This window comes from Streptomyces sp. NPDC001868, assembly GCF_040297125.1.
Lineage (GTDB): Bacteria > Actinomycetota > Actinomycetes > Streptomycetales > Streptomycetaceae > Streptomyces.
The window spans coordinates 24,998-40,243 of the sequence record NZ_JBEOYO010000026.1; the positions used below are offsets into that span (position 1 = coordinate 24,998).

13 protein-coding genes are annotated in these 15,246 nt (G+C 71.7%); all 13 read right to left on the reverse strand.

Annotated elements, in window-relative coordinates:
* Nucleotides 1-3: 3 nt before the first annotated feature.
* Nucleotides 4-984 carry an alpha-ketoacid dehydrogenase subunit beta gene (locus ABT147_RS27235; protein ID WP_351410723.1) on the reverse strand — a complete coding sequence of 327 codons (981 nt, stop codon included), beginning with the start codon at nucleotides 982-984 and terminating at the stop codon, nucleotides 4-6.
* Entirely contained in the window at nucleotides 972-1,940 is a 969-nt protein-coding gene (locus ABT147_RS27240) for a thiamine pyrophosphate-dependent dehydrogenase E1 component subunit alpha (RefSeq protein WP_351410895.1), read from the reverse strand. Before ABT147_RS27240 ends, ABT147_RS27235 begins: the two co-directional genes overlap by 13 nt.
* Before the next feature lie 77 nt (nucleotides 1,941-2,017).
* The gene (locus ABT147_RS27245; protein ID WP_351410725.1) at nucleotides 2,018-3,376 is read right to left on the reverse strand and encodes a M24 family metallopeptidase; all 1,359 of its coding nucleotides are present in this window, start codon (nucleotides 3,374-3,376) and stop codon (nucleotides 2,018-2,020) included.
* 33 nt (nucleotides 3,377-3,409) lie between these two features.
* A complete protein-coding gene (locus ABT147_RS27250; RefSeq protein ID WP_351410728.1) occupies nucleotides 3,410-4,108 on the reverse strand; it encodes a helix-turn-helix domain-containing protein in 699 nt (232 codons plus the stop codon).
* Between the two features lie 477 nt (nucleotides 4,109-4,585).
* On the reverse strand, nucleotides 4,586-5,974 hold the full coding sequence (locus ABT147_RS27255) for an NtaA/DmoA family FMN-dependent monooxygenase (protein WP_351410730.1): 1,389 nt from the start codon (nucleotides 5,972-5,974) through the stop codon (nucleotides 4,586-4,588).
* Nucleotides 5,975-5,995: 21 nt separating this feature from the next.
* Nucleotides 5,996-7,228, reverse strand: a complete 1,233-nt coding sequence (locus ABT147_RS27260; protein WP_351410731.1) for an LLM class flavin-dependent oxidoreductase — start codon at nucleotides 7,226-7,228, stop codon at nucleotides 5,996-5,998.
* Between the two features lie 125 nt (nucleotides 7,229-7,353).
* Nucleotides 7,354-7,500 carry a putative leader peptide gene (locus ABT147_RS27265; RefSeq protein ID WP_351410733.1) on the reverse strand — a complete coding sequence of 49 codons (147 nt, stop codon included), beginning with the start codon at nucleotides 7,498-7,500 and terminating at the stop codon, nucleotides 7,354-7,356.
* Nucleotides 7,497-8,243, reverse strand: coding sequence for a GNAT family N-acetyltransferase (locus ABT147_RS27270; RefSeq protein ID WP_351410736.1), 747 nt, complete (start codon nucleotides 8,241-8,243; stop codon nucleotides 7,497-7,499). Before ABT147_RS27270 ends, ABT147_RS27265 begins: the two co-directional genes overlap by 4 nt.
* A 66-nt stretch (nucleotides 8,244-8,309) precedes the next feature.
* A complete protein-coding gene (locus tag ABT147_RS27275; RefSeq protein ID WP_351410738.1) occupies nucleotides 8,310-9,338 on the reverse strand; it encodes an ABC transporter substrate-binding protein in 1,029 nt (342 codons plus the stop codon).
* Nucleotides 9,339-9,427: 89 nt separating this feature from the next.
* The gene (locus tag ABT147_RS27280) at nucleotides 9,428-10,219 is read right to left on the reverse strand and encodes an amino acid ABC transporter ATP-binding protein (RefSeq protein ID WP_351410740.1); all 792 of its coding nucleotides are present in this window, start codon (nucleotides 10,217-10,219) and stop codon (nucleotides 9,428-9,430) included.
* Nucleotides 10,216-11,199: an amino acid ABC transporter permease gene (locus ABT147_RS27285; protein WP_351410742.1), complete on the reverse strand. Its 984-nt coding sequence runs from the start codon at nucleotides 11,197-11,199 to the stop codon at nucleotides 10,216-10,218. Before ABT147_RS27285 ends, ABT147_RS27280 begins: the two co-directional genes overlap by 4 nt.
* 434 nt (nucleotides 11,200-11,633) lie before the next feature.
* Entirely contained in the window at nucleotides 11,634-12,548 is a 915-nt protein-coding gene (locus ABT147_RS27290) for a glutathione S-transferase C-terminal domain-containing protein (protein ID WP_351410745.1), read from the reverse strand.
* 431 nt (nucleotides 12,549-12,979) lie between these two features.
* A complete protein-coding gene (locus ABT147_RS27295) occupies nucleotides 12,980-14,827 on the reverse strand; it encodes a glycoside hydrolase family 15 protein (RefSeq protein ID WP_351410747.1) in 1,848 nt (615 codons plus the stop codon).
* Nucleotides 14,828-15,246 lie beyond the last annotated feature (419 nt).

A 15,246-nucleotide genomic window follows, 5' to 3' on the forward strand; every position in this document is an offset into this window, starting at 1 on the left:
GAGTCAGTATGCGGTGAGGTCGCGGACCGTCCTCATGACCCGGCCGACGGTCGGGACGACCCGTTCCTCCAGAGTGTCGGCGAACGGCAGGGGCACGCACTCCCCCGCCACCCGCCGGATCGGCGCGTCCAGCAGGCCGAAGCCCTCGTCGGCGACGACCGACACGAGGGTGGCGCCCCAGCCGCCCTGGTACGGGTTCTCCTCGACGGTCACCAGGCGTGAGGTCCGCACGAGTGAGCCGAGCACGGTGGCGGTGTCCAGCGGGATCAGGCCGCGCAGGTCGATCACCTCGGTGTCGATGCCCTCCTCGGCCAGGCGCCGGGCGGCTTCGAGGGCCACGGGGACCATGGCGGCGAGCGCGACGAGGGTGAGGTCGTCGCCCGCGCGGACGACCCGGGCGCGGCCCAGCTCGACCACGTGGTCCGGGGGCGGGGGCGGACCCTTGGTGGCGAGCAGGGCCTTGTGCTCGAAGAAGACCACCGGGTCGTCACTGCGGACGGCGGCGGCCATCATGCCGATCACGTCGGCGGGTGTCGACGGCGCCGCGATCTTCAGGCCGGGGATGGTGAGGGCCCAGTTCTCGGTGGACTGGGAGTGCTGGGCGCCGAAGCCGAGGCCGCCGCCGTTGGCGGTGCGGACGACGAGCGGGACGGTGATCTGACCGCCCGTCATATAGCGGACCTTGGGTATCTCGTTGGCGAGGTAGTCCCAGCAACAGGCCAGGAAGTCGGAGAACATGATCTCGGCGACGGGGCGGATCCCGGTCATCGCGGCGCCCATCGCCGCGCCTACGATGGCCTGTTCGGAGATGGGTGTGTCCCACACCCGCTCCGGCCCGAACTCCTTCAGCAGCCCCACGGTCGTCTTGAACACTCCCCCGGCCTCGGCGATGTCCTCGCCCAGGCACACCACGGTCGGATCGCGCCGCATCTCCCGGGCCAGCCCCTCGGCGACCGCCTCGCGGTAGGTGATCACGTCCTCCATACGGCACCTCCGTCGGCCCATACGTCGGTGAGCGCCTCGGCGGGGTCGGGGCCGGGCGCGTTCCTGGCCGCCTCGACGGCCTCGGTCACCGTCCGTTCGACGCGCGCGTCCACGTCGAGGGTCGACTCGCCGAGGGCGGCGAGCCGGGCCCGGGCCAGGTCGAGCGGGTCGTGCTTCAGCCAGTGCTCGACCTCGTCGGCCGGGCGGTAGGTCGCCGGGTCGGCCCGGCTGTGCCCGTAGTGCCGGTACGTCCGCGCCTCCAGCAGTCCGGGCCCGTCTCCCGCCCGGGCCCGGTCCGCGAGCCGGGCCACCGCCCTCCGTACGAGCACCACGTCGTTGCCGTCGACGACCTCGCCGTCGATGCCGTACGCCGGTGCCCGGTCGGCGGCGGGCCGGGGTACGGCGGTGACGTCGGCGATGGGCGTGTACTCCATGTAGAGGTTGTTCTCGCAGACGAACAGCACCGGCAGCTTCCATACGGCGGCCAGGTTGAGCGCCTCGTGGAAGGCGCCGATGTTGGTGGCGCCGTCGCCGAAGAACGCCACCGCGAGCTGCTCGGTGCCGCGCAGCCGGGCGGACCAGGAGGCGCCGACCGCCATGGGGAGGTGGGCGCCGACGATGGCGTACGAGCCGAGCATGCCGACCGAGGCCTTGGTGAGGTGCATCGAGCCGCCCTTGGCCCGGCACAACCCCGTGGCCCTGCTCATGAGTTCGGCCAGGCACTCCTCGGGGGTCGCGCCCCGGGCGAGGGCGTGGTGGTGGCCGCGGTAGGTGGCGAACACGTAGTCGTCGGGGCGGAGCGCGGCGCTCGCGCCCACGGCGATGGCCTCGTGGCCGGCGGCGAGGTGGGTGGTGCCCTTGACGAGGCCGGAGAGGAACAGGTCCTGGGCGGCCTTCTCGGTGCGGCGGATGAGGGCCATCCGCGCGTAGAGGGCGAGGAGTTCGCCCGGGTCCATGGTGTCGTCGGCGTCCGCGCCGGCCCCGGTGCCCTTCGTGACCCGTGGGTCCGCCACGTCCTCCAGGTCGTCGGCCATCATCTGCCCCCGTTCGGGCGGGTGTTGAGGTGGGACTGGGCCTCGCGGCGGGAGTTCAGGGGGCCGTCGACCGTCCAGTATCTGCGGCCGGCGACGAGGAGTTCCTCGGCGGGGAACTTGGTGATGACCTCGCAGCCGTCGGCGGTGACGACGACCTCTTCCTCGATGCGCGCGGCGGACCAGCCGTCGGCGGCCGGCCAGTAGGTCTCCAGGGCGAACACCATGCCCTCTTCGAGGACTTCGGGGTGGTCGAGGGAGACGAGCCGGCTGAAGATGGGCTTCTCCCAGATCGACAGGCCCACGCCGTGGCCGTACTGGAGGGCGAAGGCGGCCGTCTCGTCGGGGAAGCCGAACTCCTCGGCGCGGGGCCACACTTGGACGATGTCGGCGGTAGTCGCACCGGGGCGGACGAGGGCGATGGCCGCGTCCATGTACTCACGACAGCGGACATAGGCGTCGCGCTGGGCGGACGAGGCGCTGCCGACGGCGAACGTGCGGTAGTAGCAGGTGCGGTAGCCGAGGTGGCTGTGCAGGATGTCGAAGAAGGCGGGGTCGCCGGGGCGGATCAGGCGATCGCTGAAGACGTGCGGGTGGGGTGAACAGCGTTCCCCCGAGATGGCGTTGACGCCCTCGACGTACTCGCTGCCCAGGTCGTAGAGGACCTTGCTGACGAGTCCCACGCATTCGTTCTCGCGCACGCCCGGGCGGAGGAAGCCGTACAACTCCTCGTACGCCGCGTCGACCATCGAGCAGGCCTGGGTGAGGAGGGAGATCTCGTCGCGGGTCTTGGTGCGGCGGGCGGCAAGGAAGACCTGCTGGCCGTCGACGACGTCGATACCCTCGGCGCGCAGGGCGGCCAGGATCGGCATCTCGACGATGTCGACGCCCAACGGCTCGTTCGCCAGGCCGTGTTCGCGGAGTTCGGCGGCGATCTTGGCGGCCACGTCGGCGTCGATTCCGGCGTCCGGGTGGAAGGCGCCCCGGAGGGTGGAGATGCCCGCGCGGGCGCCGGTCGGCGGGTGGTCGGGGCCCTTCTTGCCGTCGCTGTGGTCGAGCCACGGGTTGTGGAGCTGGTGGTGGCGGGCGGCCGAGCCGAAGTCCCAGACGATCGGTTCGCCGCCGCGTACGAGGAGGGCGAAGCGGATCAGTTTGTCCATGGCCCACGTGCCGATGTGGGTGGCGGACATATAGCGGATGTTGGCGAAGTCGAAGGTGAGGACGGCGCCGAGGGAGGAGCCGTTCAGCGCGGTGTGCAGGCGGGCCAGGCGCTCCCTGCGGAGCCGGTCCAGGTCGACGCGCTCTTCCCAGTCGACGGCGTTGGGCCCGAATGTGCGGATCGCCACGGCGACCACCCCCATCACTCCGGAGTGAACGACCGTGCGCGGCGGGTGTCAAGTGGTACTGAACACGAACCAGACACCGACGGCCGGCTCGTCGCCGTCGTTGCGGTAACGGTGCGGGGTCGCCGACTCGAAGCAGACCGCGTCCCCGGGGCGCAGGGTGAACTCCTCGAAGCCGAGGGTCAGGACGAGTTCGCCCGAGGTGAGACAGCCGTACTCGGTGCCCGTGTGCCGCATGAGGCCGCCGGAGCCGGATGAGGAGCCGCCGGGACGGTAGGTGACGAGCAGGAAGTCGACGTCCGTGCCCGGAACATGGCCGAGGCGTTCCCATACGACGCCGGAGTCCAGCTCCAGTCGTTCGCGGTCCGCCGGGCTGATCAGGGGGCCGAGGCGGCGGGTGTGGTCGGCGGCGAAGGTGGCGAGGGCGTGGGGGACGGTGGTGGGGGGCGGTGGTGCTGGGGCCGGGGTTGCGGGGGGCTTTCCGGTTCCGCCGCGCTCGTCGCTGTCGCGATCGCCAACGCCGTCGCCGCCGTCGCCGTCGCCGTCGAAGAGGGACTCGACCGAGATCGACAGGGCCGTGGTGATGGCGTACAGCGTGCTGACCGAGGGTTGGCTCTTGCCCGTCTCGATCTGGGAGACCAGGCTGGGCGAGACGCCGACCTCTCGGGCGAGGGCGCGCAGGCTCATGCCTCGTGCCAGGCGGGCCTGGCGGATGCGGGCCCCTACGGGTGGCGCGGGGGCGGGGGACACGGGGCTCCCTTCCGGGGGCGGCCTGTGCAGCACTGTTGAACAGAAGGTACCCGGTGCGGGGGCTGGGCGGAGGTCTGTTGTCGCTCACCGGCGCTCACCGGGCGCCGCCGCGCCCACCCGTGCCGCCCCAGCGGCACGATTGCCCGCGGTTGGGGGGAGGCGGCTGGGTGGGTGCCGTCGCGGCGGCACGGTTGCCGGCAGGGGGGACGACCGGGTGGGCGCCACCCCCAGCCGCACGACTGCCCGCGGTTGGGAGGGCGGCTCGGTGGGCCCCGCCGCAGCGACACGGTTGCCCGCAGGGGTCGACCGGGAGGGCGCCCCCAGCCGCACGACTGCCTGCCGTTGGGAGGGCGGCTCGGTGGGCCCCGTCGCAGCGGCAGGGTTGCCCGCCGGGGGACGACCGGGAGGGCGCCGGCCCCAGCCGCACGGCCGCCCTCGGTGGGGGCGGCCGCAGGTGGGGCGGGGCGCTGTTTGTGGCTACGTCGGGGTGTCCAGGTCCAGGTCCAGGTGGTGGCGGAGGGTTGGGCCCTTGTAGTCCGTGCGGAAGACGCCCTGTTCCTGGAGGAGGGGGACGACCTTGTCGGCGAAGGGGTCGAGGCCGGTGGGGGTGATGTGGGGGACGAGGATGAAGCCGTCGGCGGCGTCGGACTGGACGTAGTCGTTGATGGTGCGGGCGACCGTCTCCGGGGAGCCGATGAAGTTCTGGCGGTTGCCGGTCTCGATGACGAGGTCGCGGATGGACCAGTTGTTGGCGGCGGCGAGCTCCCGCCATTCGCGGGCGGTTGCCAACGGGTCGCGGTACATGCGGACTTGGGCGCGGCCCTTGGAGATGTGGGTGTCGCTGACGTCCGGGTCGATGTCGGGGAGCGGGCCGTCGGGGTCGTAGGAGGACAGGTCCCGGTTCCAGACGAACTCCAGGTGCTTGAGGGCGGTGGCGCCGCTGACCTGGAGGCGGCGTACCTGCTTGGCGAGCTCCTCCGCCTCGGCGTCGGTGTCACCAAGGACGAACGTCGCGGCGGGCAGGATGAGCAGCTGGTCGTGGCGGCGGCCGTAGCGGGCGAGGCGGTTCTTGACGTCCGTGTAGAACGCCCGGCCCGTGTCCAGGCTCGCGTACCGGCTGAAGATGGCGTCGGCGCTCGACGCGGCGAACTCACGGCCCTCGTCGGAGTCGCCCGCCTGGAAGATCACCGGGCGGCCCTGCGGTGAGCGCGGCACGTTGAACCGGCCCTCGATGTCGAAGTGCTGCCCGGAGTGGACGAAGGCGCCGGCCTTGGCGTCCCGCAGGAAGACGCCCGTCTCCTGGTCGGCGACGATCTCGTCCCCGACCCAGGAGTCGAAGAGTTCGTTCGCCGTGGCCAGGAACTCCTTGGCCCGGGAGTAGCGCTCCTCCTGCGGCAGGAAGCCGCCCCGGCGGAAGTTCTCGCCGGTGAAGGCGTCCCACGAGGTGACGACGTTCCACGCGGCGCGCCCGCCGGAGAGATGGTCGAGGCTCGCGAACTGGCGGGCCACCTCGTACGGCTCGTTGAAGGTGGAGTTGATGGTGCCGGTCAGGCCGAGGTGTTCGGTGACGGCGGCGAGCGCGGAGAGCACGGTGAAGGTGTCGGGGCGGCCGACGACGTCCAAGTCGTAGATATTTCCGCCCTGTTCACGCAGCCGCAGGCCCTCCGCGAGGAACAGGAAGTCGAACTTGGCGCGTTCGGCGGTCCGCGCGAAGTGCGCGAAGGAGCTGAACTCGATGTGGCTGCCGGCCTTCGGGTCGCTCCAGACGGTGGTGTTGTTGACGCCGGGGAAGTGGGCGGCCAGGTGGATCTGCTTCAGAGGCTTGTTCGAGGGCCGGCTGAAGGGCTGGTTCAGGGGCTTGGTCATGGGGTGTCCTCTCCCGCCCGCTCAGGCGGCGGCGTAGCGGTTGGCGGGGCGGGCCAGGCCCAGCAGTCCGCGCAGGGTGTCGGCCTCGTAGGCGTGGCGGAAGGCGTCGCGGCGCTGGAGTTCGGGGACCAGGCCTCGGGTGATCGCCGGGAGGTCGTGGCCCACCACGGCGGGCCGCAGCCGGAAGCCCGACAGCCCGGCCGACGCCAACTCCTGGAGCAGGTCGGCGAGTTGGGCGGGCGTACCGGTGAAGATCCGGGCGTCGCTCGTGTACGGCTCCCCCGCGAGCGTGTCCAGGCGTTCCCGGCGGGCCGCCGCCTCGGCCGGGTCGTCGTCGAGGATGACCACCAGGTCGCCGAAGATGTGCAGCGGCTCGTCGGCACGCCCGGCGGCCCGCTGCTCCGCGCGGATCTCGGCGACGATCGCTCGGGCCTGGTCGGTGTCGTGCGGTGTGACATAGCCGATGTCCGCCTGGCGGGCCACCAGCCGGTACGGGACGGTGTCATGGGCGAGGGCGCTGACCACGGGCTGGCCCTGCGGCGGGCGGGGGGTGATGGAGGGGCCCTTGACGCTGAAGTGGCGGCCCTCGAAGTCGATGTAGTGCAGCTTGTCGCGGTCGACGAACCGGCCGGTGGCCACGTCCCGGATCTCGGCGTCGTCCTCCCAGCTGTCCCAGAGGCGGCGCACCACCTCGACGTAGTCGGCGGCCTCGTCGAACAGCTCGGTCACCAACTCCCGGGTGTCCGGGCTGTCGTAGGCCTCGATACGCGGGATCGTACGGCGGCCGAAGTGGGCGGCCTCGTTCGGCCGGGCGGTGATCTGCACCCGGAGGCCGACGCGTCCGGTGCTGACGTAGTCGAGGGTGGCGATCGCCTTGGAGATGTGGAAGGGCTCGGTGTGGGTGGCCACGACCGTCGGCACGATGCCTATGTGCCGGGTGAGGGGGGCGATCCGGGCCGCGACGAGGACGGCGTCCAGTCGGCCGCGGACCTGGTCGGTGCGCTCGTCCGGGTCCAGGAAGTGCGAGGACTGCGGGCCGAGGCCGTCCTCGATGGTCACGAAGTCCAGGAGTCCGCGCTCGGCCTCGGCGACGAGGTCGGCCCAGTATCCGGCGGTGAACACCTCACGGGGGCGGGCGACCGGATCGCGCCAGGAGGCGGGGTGCCATCCGGTGCCGTCGAGGGCTACGGCGAGGTGGAGCGCGGAGGAGGAGTTCGGGGAAGCGGGCGAGGGGGAAGCGGCGGATGGGGACACGGGTGGGTGCCTTCCTGGAGGGGCGTACGGCATCCGTCACCGGCCCGGACACTGCACGGGCCACGGGACGAGAGACGCGGGACACGGGACACGGGACACGGGACAACAGCGGCTGAACGAACGGGTCAGGAGCGACAGAGCGCGCCGGCCACCCGCTGGAGGTCGATGTGGGGCCGGGAGTGGAGGTAGACGGCGCGCGGCGCACGGGGCACGGTCGTCGCCTCCTTCGTCCGGGCGCGCGGCGGCGCCTCACGGATCTCGTCGTGCGTCACAACACCGTGGCCTCACCGGGTGTTCCCGGACTGCGGACCGCCAGGATGGTGGAGCGGCGGCGCAGGGTGAAGCCGAGGGATTCGTAGAGGCGGATGGCGGGGACGTTGTTTGCGGCGGCGTGCAGGAAGGGTGTCTCGTCGCGTTCGCGGATGCCCGCGGCGACGGCGCGGACCAGCCGGGTGGCGAGGCCCCGGCCGCGGTACTCCGGGTCGGTGCAGACCGCGCTGATCTCGGTCCAGCCGGGCGGGTGGATCCGCTCCCCCGCCATGGCGACGAGCCGTCCCCGGTCCCGGATGCCGAGATAGGTGCCCAGTTCGATGGTCCGCTTTAGGAAGGGGCCCGGCTCGGTGCGGGCGACGAGGTCCAGGATCTCGGGGACGTCGTCGAGGCCGAGCGGCACCGCTTCGGGGGCGGGCTCGGCCCGGAGGCCCGTGTCCACCAGTTGGACGCCCTGTCCGCCACCGATCACCTCCCAGCCGTCGGGGACCCGGTCGACCGGCTTGACCCGGACGACGGCCCCCGCACCGACGAGCGTGTGCAGGTCGGCCCAGGCCGCCGGGTCCCCCGGGTCGGCGAGGGCGGCGAAGGCGTAGACGTCGGTCGGGTAGCGGGCGGCCTTGCCGAACCGTTCGGCGAAGCGGGCGTGCGGGCCGTCGAGGGAGGTCCAGACGGCGTTGTCGAGGACCGATGTGTCCGGTGCGAACGGGGCTCCGCCCCCGTGGAGGTCGGTCTGATGGGCCACGGGTACGGAGTCCTCTCCTCATTCAACGGGCATGTCGTGCGGTCGGGTTGACGGGTGCTCAGATGTTCAGGAGTTGGTGAGCGGCAGGCCCGGCGGGTTGACCTCGGACTTCTCCACGGACTCGTTGGAGAGGTTCCACGCCTTCAGCCACTCGGCGTACTGACCGTTGTCGATCAGGTGGTTGATGGCTTCGGCGAGGGGCTCGGCGAGGCCGCTGTCCTTCTTCGCGGTCGCGGCGATCAGGCCCTGGAGGGTCTCACCGGCGCCGGAGAACTGGCCCGCGATACGGGTCGCCTGGGGCGTGCCCGCGGTCTTGGCCGCGTGGTAGGCGAGGTTGGGGCTGGGGCCGAAGTAGGCGTCGATCTTGCCGCTGCTCAGCGCCAGGTAGATGCTGTTGCTCTCCTGGAAGTACTTGACGGTGAGGGGCTTCTTGCCCTCCTTGGCGAGCTTGGCCTTCCACTCCAGGAGGATCTTCTCCTGGTTGGTGCCGTTGCCGACGGAGACCGTCTTGCCCGCGAGGTTCTCGTAGTTCCCGTCGAAGTTCCAGGCGTTGTCCTTCTTCGTCTCGAAGGCCAGGTCGTCCTTGCGGTAGGAGGCGAACTCGTACTTCTGCTTGCGCTCCTCGGTGTCGGTGATGTTGGAGAAGCCGACGTCGACCTTGCCGCTGTCGATCCCGATGAACAGGTTCTCCCAGGTCGACTGGCGAACCTCGGGCTTGAGACCGAGGACGGCGGCCACGAGTCTGGCGAGGTCGGGCTCGGAGCCGGTCACGGTCTTCTGGTCGCTGCCGATGAAGCCGAGCGGCGGGCTGCCGGAGGGCAGCGTGCCCGATCCGACCACCAGTGTGCCGCGCTTCTTGATCGCGTCGGGCAGCTTGGCGCTGATGGACTTCACCTCGGAGACCTTGATCTCGGTCTCCTTGGCGGCGCCGTTGGCGAGTTGTCCGACGGTGACCGTGCCGGCGGCGTCGGTCTTGGTGGCGGCCTCGGTGTCGCCCCCGCAGGCGGCGAGCCCGGTGGCGAGGGTGGCGACGGCGGTCGCCGCGGTGATGCCGCGCAGCAGGCTGCGCCGGGAGAACCGGGTGTGCGTGGGCATGGCTGTCTGTCCTTGTCGTTCGACTGGGTGTTGAGGGTGGTGTGGGGGGAAGTTCGGAGGGCTCGCGGACCGAGCGCCGCGAGCAGGGATCAGAGGACCTTGCTGAGGAAGTCCTTCGTCCGCTCGTGCCGCGGTTTGTCCAGGACCTCGGCGGGCGGGCCCTGTTCGACGATCCGGCCGTCGTCGATGAAGACGACGCGGTCCGCGATCTCCCGGGCGAAGCCGATCTCGTGGGTGACGATCACCAGCGTGGTGCCGCCGCGCGCCAAGTCCTTGATGACGGCGAGGACTTCACCGACGAGTTCGGGGTCGAGGGCGGAGGTCGGCTCGTCGAAGAGGATGACGCCGGGGCGCAGGGCGAGGGCGCGGGCGATGGCCACGCGTTGCTGCTGTCCGCCCGACAACTGCCGTGGGTAGGCGGCGGCCTTGTCGGCGAGGCCGACCCGGTCCAGGAGTTCGCGGGCGAGTCCGTCGGCCTGGGCCCGGCCGAGCCTGCCGGTCGCCACCGGGGCGGCGGCCACGTTCTCCAGCACGGTCAGATGCGGGAAGAGGTTGAAGTTCTGGAAGACGAAGCCGATCCGGCCGCGCTGGGTGAGGATCGCCCGCTCGCTCAGCTCCTTCAGCCGGTCGCCGTGCCGGCGTACGCCGATCAGCTCGCCGTTGACGCTGACATGGCCGATCTCTGGCTTCTCCAGATGGTTGATGACCCGGAGCAGCGTGGACTTGCCGGAGCCGGACGGGCCGAGGATCACGGTGACCTCGCCGGGCCGGATGGTGAGGTCGACGCCGTTGAGGACCCGGTGGGCGCCGTACCACTTGTGCACGTCGTGCACCTCGACGGTGGCGGCCGTGGTCGTGGTGTCGAGCGTCCCGGCGGTCATACGGCGGCCTCCCTGCGGATGCGTCCCCGCAGGTCGGTGACCCCGGCCCGCAGTTTCTGCAACGGCGTCGGCGGCAGGGTGCGGGTGGCGCCCCGGGCGTAGTACCGCTCGACGTAGAACTGGATGACGGAGACGACGCTGGTGAGGATCAGGTACCAGACGGTGGCGACCAGCAGCAGCGGCACGATGTCGCCCGGGTAGGTGGAGCCCATGGACTGGGCCGTGCCGAAGAGGTCGAGCAGCGAGACGTAGAAGACCAGCGAGGTGCTCTTGATCAGGCCGATCAGCTGGTTGACGTAGTTCGGGGTGATCGAGCGCAGGGCCTGCGGGAAGACGATTCTGCGGAACTGGTAGCTCTTCGGCAGTCCGAGGGCGGAGGCCGCCTCGTGCTGGCCCTGATCGACGGAGAGGATGCCGCCGCGGACGACCTCGGCCGCGTAGGCGGCCTCGTTGAGGCTGAGGCCGATGACGGCGATGGCCATGTCGGTGGCGAGCCTCGACTCGTCGAAGGTGAAGAAGGCCGGGCCGAAGGGGACGCCCACGCTGAGCGTCTGGTAGAGGGCGCTGAAGTTGTAGAGGAACAGCAGGACGACGATCAGCGGGATCGAGCGCAGGGCCCAGATGTAGACCCAGCTGACCGAGCGCAGGACCGGGCTCTTCGAGAGTCGGGCGAGGGCGAGGAGGACACCGCCGAGGAGGCCCAACACCGCGCTGTAGGCGGTGACTTCGAGGGTGATGAGCAGTCCGTCGAGGATGGTCGGCCGCAGGAACCAGTAGGCGAAGCGGTCCCACTGGTAGAAGGGGTTGGAGATCAGGCCGTGGACGAACTGGGCCGCGAGGACCAGCACGACCGCGGTGGCGATCCAGCGGCCCGGGCGGCGCAGCGGCAGTACCCGCTGGGCGGCGAGCTGCTTGTCCGGGGTGTCGGCGGGCGACGGTGCCTCGGTCAAGGACACGGCGGCGCCTGGGGGTTCACTCATCAAGGGCTCCGGAAGAGTGTCGAAACCCCAGGCGGCGCGGGTGACTTCGGCGTACGGGTACGGCGGGCGGGGCGGGGCGCCGCTCGCCGTACGGAGGCACGGAAAGTCACAGGATGCGCACGACACCGGGGCTGGCGGAGAGAGACGGAAACCGCTGGTGCGGTGTCTCAGGGGTTCAGGGAACCGTCAGCCTCGACGGGAGCGCGGCGCCGGGCCGGGCCCGGACCGCGCCTTAACGTGCGCTACACAGTGCGCTGTTGACCCGGAGCAGATCGACGGCGCGGTCGGCGCAGAGCGGCACGCAGCCCTGGCGGCGCCATGCGGCGGGCCTGGGGGTTGCGTACATGTCCGTCACCATCGTTCTTCCGGCCCAGTGGGCCTCGTGCTCTTCGGGTGGCCGTAAGTAACGCAGGCCCGGCGGGCCGCTGTCAACGTCAGTCCAGCACATGGGACGCCTGTCCGTCTGCCGATACGGCCTGGTCCGGGACGTGGGAGGCCCAGTCCAGGATCTGTACGGCGGCGCCGGCGGCCTCCAGGCCCCGGCAGTGCGCGTGGTGGCGGCGGGCGATGCCGTCGAGGTCGAGGTGGGGGCCGAAGGCGGGGTGGGCGGCCAGGCGGCGCGCGTACGCCCACAGGTTTGGGTGGTCGGCGACGCGGTGCACGGCGGAGGCGTCCAGGTGCCAGCGGTGCACGGTGTCGAGCCGCACCAGGGCGACCCACAACTCGACGTCGGCGGCGGTGAGTTCGTCACCGAGGGCGTACTCCTGCGCGGCGAGCCGGGCGTCCAGCGAGCGCAGGGTGCGCAGCAGGGAGCCGAGCGCGTCGCGGCGCTCCAGGTCGTCGGCGTCGGCGCGTCCGGCGCGCTGGGCGGCGCCGTCGATGCCCTGTTCGCACAGGCGCGTGACGCCCTCGATCTCGGCCTCCGCGCCCTCCGGGTACAGCTCGGGCCGGCCGCCGCCGAAGCGCCGGGAGAGGTCGCGCATGATGTCGGGGGCGTGGGTGCTGACGATGCGTCCGGACCAGTCGTCGCTGAGGACGGGCGCCACGGCCGCTCCGGGGTAGCGGTGGGCGCTCGCCTCGTACAGCGGGCGCAGCGCGGAGTGTTCGCCGTTCGGGCCGTCGGGCACGGCGGGCAGGAGGGTCACGGGGCAGACGTCCGCCAGCCCGAGGAGGCTGTGGACGACGGCTATGCGCAGGGCGCCCGGACAGGACAGCGACAGATGGAGCCGGTAGCGGCGCGGCACGGCGTAGTGGCCGCTGCGGGCGTCGCAGCCGATCCTGCCCCGGAAGGAGGGCAGGGGGCGCGGCGACGGGACGGCGTTCAGGGCGTGGACGGGCATGGCGGACATGTGTCTCCCCGGGGGTTCTGGTGCGCGGTCGCGCGGTCGCGCGGTGACGCGGCGGAACGGTGGTTACGCGAGTACACGGACGCGCGAGCGCTGTGGCGTGCCACGTCGGCGGCTCGGGTCGGGTCAGCTCAGGGGGCTTCTCGCGCTGCAGACGCGCAGCAGGTCGATGTGACGGCGGGAGGTCAGAAGAAGGGACTGCCGGCGTGCGCGCGGCACACGAGTGACCACCGGCTCCAGGCGCCCCATCATTCCCTACCTGTTCACTAGGAAATACCCCACCTGGAGTGTCGATCCGCTCACGCCCCGCGTCAAGAGGCTGTCCGGGAATTGGGCGTACCGTCCGAGGAGTGGACACCCACCGGCCAGTCCCCGTCGCCCCTGGCGCCGAGCAGCAGCTCGACGGCCCTGGTGAGGAATCCGGGGAGCACCGCTCATCCCTCCTCGGAGCCGGGGGGTCCGCCGGGCGGCGCCTTCGGGTCCTCGCGGCGGGCGTGGAGGGCGTGCCGGTCGAGTTCGTAGGCGACCCGGATCAGCGGGACGTGGGTGAACGCCTGCGGGAAGTTGCCCAGTTGGCGGCGGGCCCGGGGGTCGTACTCCTCGGCGAGCAGTCCGACGTCGTTGCGCAGCTCCAGCAGCCGTTCGTACAGGGCGCGGGCCTCGTCCTCGCGGCCGATCAGCCGCAGCGCGTCGGCGAGCCAGAACGAGCAGGCGAGGAAGGCGCCCTCGCCGCCGGTGAGGCCGTCCGGCGAGTCGGCGGTGCCCGCCGAGTAGCGGGCCACGAGCCCGTCGTGGAGGAGTTCGCGCCGCACGGCCTCGATGGTGCCGATCACCCGTGGGTCGTCCGGCGGCAGGAACCCGGTCTGCGGGATCTGCAGCAGCGCGGCGTCGAGTGCACGGGAGCCGTACGACTGGGTGAAGGTGCCCCGTTCCGGGTCGAAGGCCTTCTCGCAGATGTCGCGGTGGATACGGTCGCGGACCTCGCGCCACCTCTCCACCGGGCCGGGGCGGGCGTGCGACTCGGCCAGCTTGACCGCCCGGTCGAAGGCGACCCAGCACATCACCTTGGAGTGCGTGTAGTGGCGGGGGGCGCCGCGCATCTCCCACAGCCCCTGGTCGGGCTCGACCCAGGCCTGTGCCAGGTGTTCCAGGAACACCGCCTGGAGCGAGGCCAGATGCTTGCGCGGGCGCAGTCCGCAGCCGATGGCCAGATGGACGGCGTCCATCACCTCACCGGGCACGTCGAGCTGGCGCTGCGCGGCGGCCGCGTTGCCGATCCGCACCGGGCGCGACCCCTCGTACCCCGGCAGCCAGTCGGCCTCCCACTCGGTGAGCCGCCGCTCCCCCGCGATGCCGTACATGATCTGCACGTCCTCGGGCCGCCCCGCCACCGCCCGCTCCAGCCAGCCCCGCCAGGCGTCCGCCTCGGCCTTGAAGCCGCTGCGCAGCAACGCCTCCAGCGTCATACCCGCGTCCCGCAGCCAGCAGAACCGGTAGTCCCAGTTCCGTACGCCGCCGATCTCCTCCGGCAGGGACGTGGTCGGGGCGGCGACGATGCCGCCGGTCGGCTGGTACGTCAGCGCCTTGAGCGTGATCAGGGAGCGGGCGACGGCGTCACGGTACGGCCCGTCGTACGTCAGTCTGCGCAGCCAGCGGCGCCAGTACGACTCGGTGGTGCGCAGCGCCTCGAAGGCGTCCACCTGGCGCGGCGCGGACAGGTGGGAGGGGTGCCAGGTCAGTACGAAGGGGATCCGTTCACCCGCCGTGACCGGGAAGACGGCGGTGTGGGCCGTGCCGTGGGCGACCGGCCGCACGGGGGTGCGCAGCCACACCGACTCGGGTCCCGCAGTGCCCGTCAGCGCGCCGCCGCGCCGGCGCATCCAGGGCAGGACGCGGCCGTAGTCGAAGCGGAGCCGCAGGTCCATGCGCATGTCGACGGTGCCGGAGATGCCTTCGACGATGCGGACGACGCTGGGGGCGCCGGTCTTCCGGCACGGCATGAAATCGGTGACCAGGACCTGTCCGCCGGTCGTCTCCCACTCCGTCTCCAGGATCGCCGTGTCGTCCCGGTAGCGGCGGCGGGCGTACGGGCCGTGCTCGTCCGCCGGGGCGATGCGCCAGCGGCCGTTGTCCTCGTCGCCGAGGAGGGCGGCGAAGCAGGCGGGTGAGTCGAAGCGGGGGAGACAGAGCCAGTCGATGCTGCCGTCCTTGCCCACGAGGGCGGCGGTGAGGAGGTCGCCGATGAGGGCGTAGTCCTCGATGCGGCTGGGCTGTCCTGGCATGGGGTCAGTTTCGGGGGGTTGTCCGTTGTGGGCATGCCGGGTGGGGCGTTCGAGTTCTCGCCGTGGGGGCTCGGTGTGTTGCCGGGTGCGGGTCCGGATGTGGCTGGTCGCACCGTTCCCCGCGCCTCTGAGGGGGCTTGGGGATGGCGTGGGTAAGGGGCATCCGACCATCTCACCCGTGCGCGGGAGGACTGCCCAGGGGCCACCCCGGTACTCGGCCGAGAGGGTGGCCGGGAGTCCGGGAGTCCGGGAGTCCGGGGAGCGTTCGGGCCGCGATCCTGTCCTTCCGCTTCGTCCGCCGGACGGCTCTTCACCTTCCGGACGGGCGCGGGCAACGCCACGGTAAGGGCCGCTCCCGCGCGCGGCCCGAAGCTGCCCAGTACGAAGTTCCGCCCTCCGAGTTCCACCGTCCGAGTTCC